1 protein-coding gene and 4 pseudogenes are annotated in these 6,010 nt (G+C 67.5%); 1 reads left to right on the top strand and 4 read right to left on the bottom strand.

The window, feature by feature from the left end; all coding sequences use genetic code 11:
- Positions 1-172: 172 nt before the first annotated feature.
- A pseudogene (gene pntB, locus AC07CM_RS49405) lies at positions 173-1,629 on the bottom strand (Re/Si-specific NAD(P)(+) transhydrogenase subunit beta).
- 6 nt (positions 1,630-1,635) lie between these two features.
- Complete coding sequence (locus tag AC07CM_RS49400) at positions 1,636-3,192, bottom strand: Re/Si-specific NAD(P)(+) transhydrogenase subunit alpha (protein ID WP_478883138.1); 1,557 nt, start codon at positions 3,190-3,192, stop codon at positions 1,636-1,638.
- A 168-nt stretch (positions 3,193-3,360) separates the two neighbouring features.
- Here AC07CM_RS49400 and AC07CM_RS49395 point away from each other — a divergent pair.
- Positions 3,361-3,561, top strand: a pseudogene (locus AC07CM_RS49395) (transposase); the annotation flags it as partial.
- 1,180 nt (positions 3,562-4,741) lie between these two features.
- On the opposite strand, the pseudogene AC07CM_RS49390 reads toward AC07CM_RS49395, so the two are convergent.
- Both AC07CM_RS49390 and AC07CM_RS49385 read right to left on the bottom strand, forming a co-directional pair.
- A pseudogene (locus tag AC07CM_RS49390) lies at positions 4,742-5,421 on the bottom strand (hypothetical protein).
- Positions 5,418-5,805 (bottom strand): annotated as a pseudogene (locus tag AC07CM_RS49385) (hypothetical protein). Before AC07CM_RS49385 ends, AC07CM_RS49390 begins: the two co-directional pseudogenes overlap by 4 nt.
- Positions 5,806-6,010 lie beyond the last annotated feature (205 nt).

Genomic DNA, 6,010 nt, shown 5'->3' with positions numbered 1-6,010 from the left:
TTTTGGTGTAGGGAGGTTCTGGGCGTGGATTCTTTTAATGGGGGGGGGGTCTTTTTTTTCTTCTCCCCCCCCCCCCCCCCCCCCACCCCCCCCCCCCCCCCCCCCCCCGCACCCGAACCCCCAAGCCGCCGGGACGGCAACTGACGGGATGAGGAACGAAATCAGGGCGAGGTCACCGGCCGGCCACCGTCTCCTGGCGTGTGATCGGAGCCTCGCGGCGCCCATCGGTGCCCAGCGCGTGGAGGATGGCCTCCACGCTGTGTTTGGCGTCGCCGAAGAGCATGCTGGTGTTCTCGCGGAAGAACAGCGGGTTCTGCACACCCGCGTAGCCGGAGGCCATGGACCGCTTGAAGACGATGACCTGCTCCGCCTCCCAGACCGGCAGCACCGGCATGCCGGCGATCGGGCTGCCCGGATCCTCCGCCGCGGCCGGGTTGACGGTGTCGTTCGCCCCGATGACGAGCACGATCGAGGTGCCCGCGAAATCGCCGTTGATCTCGTCCATCTCCAGGACGATGTCGTAGGGCACCTTCGCCTCCGCCAGCAGCACGTTCATATGCCCGGGCAGGCGCCCGGCGACGGGGTGGACACCGAAGCGGACCGTAACGCCCCGCTCGCGCAGCTGCCGTGCTGTGCGACAGGATGCTGGGCCTGGGCGACAGCCATGCCGTAACCGGGGGTGATGATCACCGAGCGGGCCCGGGCCAGCATCTCGGCCGCCTCCGCAGCGCCCACCTCACGGTGCTCGCCCTGCTCTTCCTCGCGGCCGGCCGGTACCTCGAGGCCGAAACCGCCCGCGATGACGGAGAGGAAGGACCGGTTCATCGCCTTGCACATGACGTAGGACAGGTAGGCGCCGGAGGAGCCGACCAGCGCACCCGTGACGATGAGCAGGTTGTTGTCGAGCAGGAAACCGGCCGCGGCCGCCGCCCAGCCCGAGTAGCTGTTCAGCATGGACACGACGACCGGCATGTCGCCGCCGCCGATCGACGCGACCAGGTGCCAGCCCAGGGCCAGCGCCAGCACGGTGACCGCGATCACCAGCGGCAGGCTGGGACGAACCGTGAACCAGATCGTCAGCGCGGCGAACGCGCCGAGCGCGCCCAGGTTCAGGACGTTCTTGCCCGGCAGCATCAGTGGACGGGACTTGATGCGCGCGGACAGCTTCAGGAACGCCACAATGGAGCCGGTGAAGGTGACGGCGCCGATGAAGATGCCGATGAAGACTTCGCCATGGTGGATACCCAGCAGGTCGGCGCCGATCCGGGTTTGCCCCGTACCGTGTGCCTCCACCTGAAGGTAGCTGTTCCAGCCCACCAGCATCGCGGCGAGACCGACGAAACTGTGCAGCACCGCGATCAGTTCGGGCATCTGCGTCATCTCGACCCGCCGCGCTTGCCGCAGGCCGATCGCCGCGCCGAACGCGATGGCGAGCACGATCAGGGCCACCGCGCCGGCGGTGACGTGCTGCGCCGCCACGGTGGTGGCGATGAGGGCGAGGGCCATGCCGGCGATGCCGTAGACCACGCCGGCGCGGGAGGTACGGTGCTGGGACAGGCCGGCCAGGCTGAGGATGAACAACAGGGCGGCGACCAGGTCGGCCGCGTGTGAGGCCGTCATAGAGATCATCTCAGGTCAGCCTTTCGAGAACATGGACAGCATGCGGCGGGTGACGGCGAAACCTCCGAAGATGTTGACGCTCGTCAGCAGGATCGCCGCAAAGGACAGCGTGGTGACGATCCGGCTCTCGTGCCCGATCTGCACAAGAGCACCGATCACGACGATCCCGGAAATCGCGTTGGTCACTGACATCAGCGGCGTGTGCAGGGCGTGGTGCACCTTGCCGATGACGTAGTAACCGATCACCACCGCCAGCGCGAACACCGTGAAGTTCTCGACGAGTTGCGCCGGGGCAAAGGACATGAGCAGGAACATGGCGAGCATGCCGAGCCCGATCAGGGCAAAGCGGCCCGCAGGCGTCAGCCTCCGCTGCTCAGGCTCGGGCTCGGTGGGCGCGGGCGCGGGCTGCGCCGCGGGCGCGGCCGAGACCGCGACGGGCGGCGGCGGCCAGGTCACCTGACCGTCCCGGACCACGGTCACCGCCCGCTGCACGACGTCGTCGAAGTCGATCACCAGTTGCCCGTCCTTGCCAGGAGTGAGCAGCCTGATCAGGTTGACCAGGTTGGTACCGAACAACTGCGAAGCCTGAGCGGGCAGCCGGGAAGCGAGATCGGTATAGCCGATGATCGTGACGCCGTTGTCGGTCACCACCGCCCGGCCCGCGACCGTACCCTCCACATTCCCACCCATCGCCGCAGCCATATCGACGATCACACTGCCCGGCCTCATGACGGCCACATCCCCGGCCGTCAGCAGCCGCGGCGCCGGCCGACCGGGGATCAACGCGGTAGTGATCACAATGTCCACGTCCCTCGCCTGCTCGTGATACAGCGCGGCGGCGGCCCGGTCATAGTCGGCGGAGGTCGCCTTGGCATACCCGTCGCTGCTCGTCTCCTGGGCAACGTTCACCGGGAGGTACGCGCCGCCCACCGATTTCACCTGGTCCGCAACCTCCGGCCGCGGGTCGGTCGCCCGAACGACAGCCCCGAGCCGGGAAGCGGCACCGATCGCCGCCAGACCCGCCACACCCGCACCCGCGACAAGCACCTTCGCCGGCGCCACCTTGCCCGCCGCCGTGACCTGACCGGTGAAGAACCGCCCGAAAACGTGTGCCGCCTCGATAACCGCGCGGTAGCCGGCGATATTCGCCATCGACGACAACACATCCATCGACTGCGCACGCGAAATGCGCGGCACCGCATCCAGCGCGAGAGCGGTCACCCCGGCATCCGCGAGCGCCTGAAGCAGCTCGGGCCTCTGTGCCGGGGTCAGCAGGGCGGCCACGGTAGCGCCTTGCCGCAGCCGTGCGATCTCCGCGTTTGAAGGGGCGTTCACTTTGAGGACGACATCCGCGTCCCACGCCTCACCGATCTCCGCCCCGGCATCGAGATAGACCTCATCGCTGAAACCGGACGCCTCACCGCCCTCCGACTCAACAACCACCTCATAGCCGAGGCCGAGGAGCAGTCGAACCGTCGCAGGGGTCGCCGCGACACGTGTTTCGCCCGAAACGGACTCAGCCACTACGCCGATGCGCTGGGGAGGATGATGCGCAGGATCTTGTACAGACATATCTCGTACTTCTCTCGTCCAAGCAGACTTCGACGGGCGACCCGCGATGAGGGGTGTCTCTCACGCTCGCGTTCCTCACGAGCGCACAGGCCACGTAAGGACCCCGTGAGGTCCGGCTTCGGCCTGTCGCCAAGCATGATGCCCGTGCGACGAGAGAGAAAAAGAACCATGAATGCGAAGTCAGCGTTAAACATGGCTGATGTGTTCGCCTCGGTGCCGCGCAAGGACCATCGGGCCAAAGGTGACTGCTACATGCGGGGGCTGATGCTGGGCGGCCGCCGCAGGTCGATCCAGGCCATGACCGCTCGAATGCCCGACGGCAACGAGCACAGCTTGCAGCAGCTCGCGAACCAGTCCACCTGGGATCCCGGTCACAGCACCGCCACTGACTGCCCGACAGCACCGCCCTGCACCAGATCAGGCGCTGAGCGAGGCGGTGCCCTCCTCTGCGGAGAAGGCGTACCGCCGACCGACTGCCGGAGCCGTAGCACCGCGACACCACACGGCCCGGCGACTGCTCCCCGCCCACCCCGTCCGACGGCACGTCAACTGCCCTGACATATTGTGCCGTCGGGTGCGGTGACCTGGAGGACGTCGCCCACGGACAGCGACCTGACATCGGCAGGGCCTCTGGCCCTGGTCGTCGCTGACGTGACCGTTGCCGACAGCGCACGCGGCGTCCGCCGCCGCGTGCGCTGTGGCGACCCGGCCGGGCCCCACCGACTGCCGCACGGTCAGTCCACGAGAGTGACGTTGAAAACGGTCCGGCCCGCCGCTACGGGGGAAAGCGACGGACCGGAGACCCCCACAATGACACGACCCTGATCGACGACTTCCCTACAACCGCGCGACCTTCACTGAAAAAACACGATACGCCGGTTCCGTACAACGGTGCATCGTGGTCAGCAAGCATCGGCAGTTGGTGACGACGTCGTAGGTGCCGCCGCGAGGCTGGTGGCCGTAGAAACGGTGGCGGGCGGACCACAGTCCCCTCCTGGCTGCAGAGGGCGCGCCATGCGTCCGCCCACCCCCAAGGGCACAGCGTCGCCACGGAGTGTGGAGGCTGCGGCCCCGACTGGAGTCAGGGGCCGCAGGTAGACGGCCGGGAGTCAGGAGCGGTGCGCCAGCTGGTGCTTGACGACGTCGTGCGAGCGCCTTTCACACATCGTCACAACGGGAAGCCTGGGCCGGGACACGTACCCGCACGAGACGAGGAAACGCCCCCCTACAGGCACTCACCGGCTGACCCGACTCTGCGGCACACCATAGCTACCAGCACAATGAAGCAGGTCCGGTGACGAGGGCGCGGGGCCATCAGCGTCGATCCGGTACGACGATGGTTCGGCGCATACGGTGTCGTTCTCGCAACTGCAACCAGCCGACTTCGCGCAGTTGGTGCTATGGCGGCAGTTCCGGTCACTGCGCGGCCAACGGCACCACTCCGGCACGTCCTGGCCGCGAGGACTCGCCCCCCAGCACACTGCCGTCTTGGTGGCGGCCGTGAGAGCGGCCCCGGCGACGGTAAGGAGGTTCCAACCGGGCCCGGGTCCTACTCGACCAGATTCTCCTCGCTCAGCAGACGGCGGCCAACGTCGTCCGCCCACTCCTGGGTCCAGGCCAGCAGATCGTCGATCAGTTGAGGGCTCGCGCCGTACGCCTGAAAATTCGGCGTCGTCGATCCAGCCGAGGCCGGTCAGACGCGAGGGCAGGGACTCGAGGTCGAAGCGATCGTGGGCGTGGCGGCGGCCGAAGTCCTCCAGGTCGGTGGTGGTCCAGCGGCGCCAGGCGGCGAAGACGTCCAGGGCGCCCACGGGCCAGGCCCCGCTCGCCGAGTACGCGGACCTTCGTGCCGACGACATCCTGCTCCGCAAGCACCGGCCCAGAGGCGCTCGCGGCGACCGGCCTGGAGAAGACCTCCTTGAGGACGTCCACCTCACACCTCTCCCCGCCCCCAGAGCGGACATCCGTGACGTTGAGCCGTGCGGAGAGCGGGGCGATAATCGATCACCTCGATGTCCCAGCCGCAGGCGGTGAGCCCATCGGTGAGGGTACGGACAATCATCTTCCATCGGCGCCGGGTTCTCAGTGGCCACATCCAGGTCCTGACTCGGACGGGAAAGGAGTTCGTGGGCCCGGCACGGCATAACCGCCGGTGATCACCAAGCGGTAGGGGGAGCCGACGGCCAGGACGTCCGCCAGCAGGCGGGCCTGCAACGCGGGGAGTCTCACGCGGCCGCCGCACCCCCGTGCGCGCGCCGACGGGCAGGCGGCCGGGCAGCCGAAACACCCGCCACAGCCCGCAACTCCGGAAACGCCTCTTCCCACACGCCGCAGACCGTGATCGACACCAGGCGGCGCAGCGTGGGCCACAGCTTCAGGAGGATGTCACGGTCCAACAGGCCACACAGGTCCTCACGCACCCCCTTCGGCGAGGACGGTACGGTACAGGCTCATCCGCTGACGTTCGTTACCGAGATCGAAAGCGCGCAGTCCAGACCACACAACCGTGGCCGGCGGCTCCACGACCCCGTCGGCGGGACCCTGCAGGTCCGCCAGCGAATCCGGCAGACGACGCCGAAACTTCTCCCGATACAAAAGTGGGTCACTTTTGATACGCCGTCAGAGGGTCAGGGTTCGGGTTCTGGATCACTTTCAGTGCCAGGGCCACGGAGGGTCACCGAAACCGCGATCATGAACGGCCTCGCGCGGTGAGGAGGACGCGTTTACCTGTTGACTGAACTACGTGTGGAGTTTTCGCAGGTCAGTGACCTGATGGTGGATTCCTCGTTGGTCTGGCCGTGGAATCATCGAGAGACCT

It is taken from the genome of Streptomyces sp. NPDC044061 (assembly GCF_056434305.1).
Note: the sequence above shows the minus strand (reverse complement) of the source record. Positions and strands in the feature narration are given on the sequence as shown.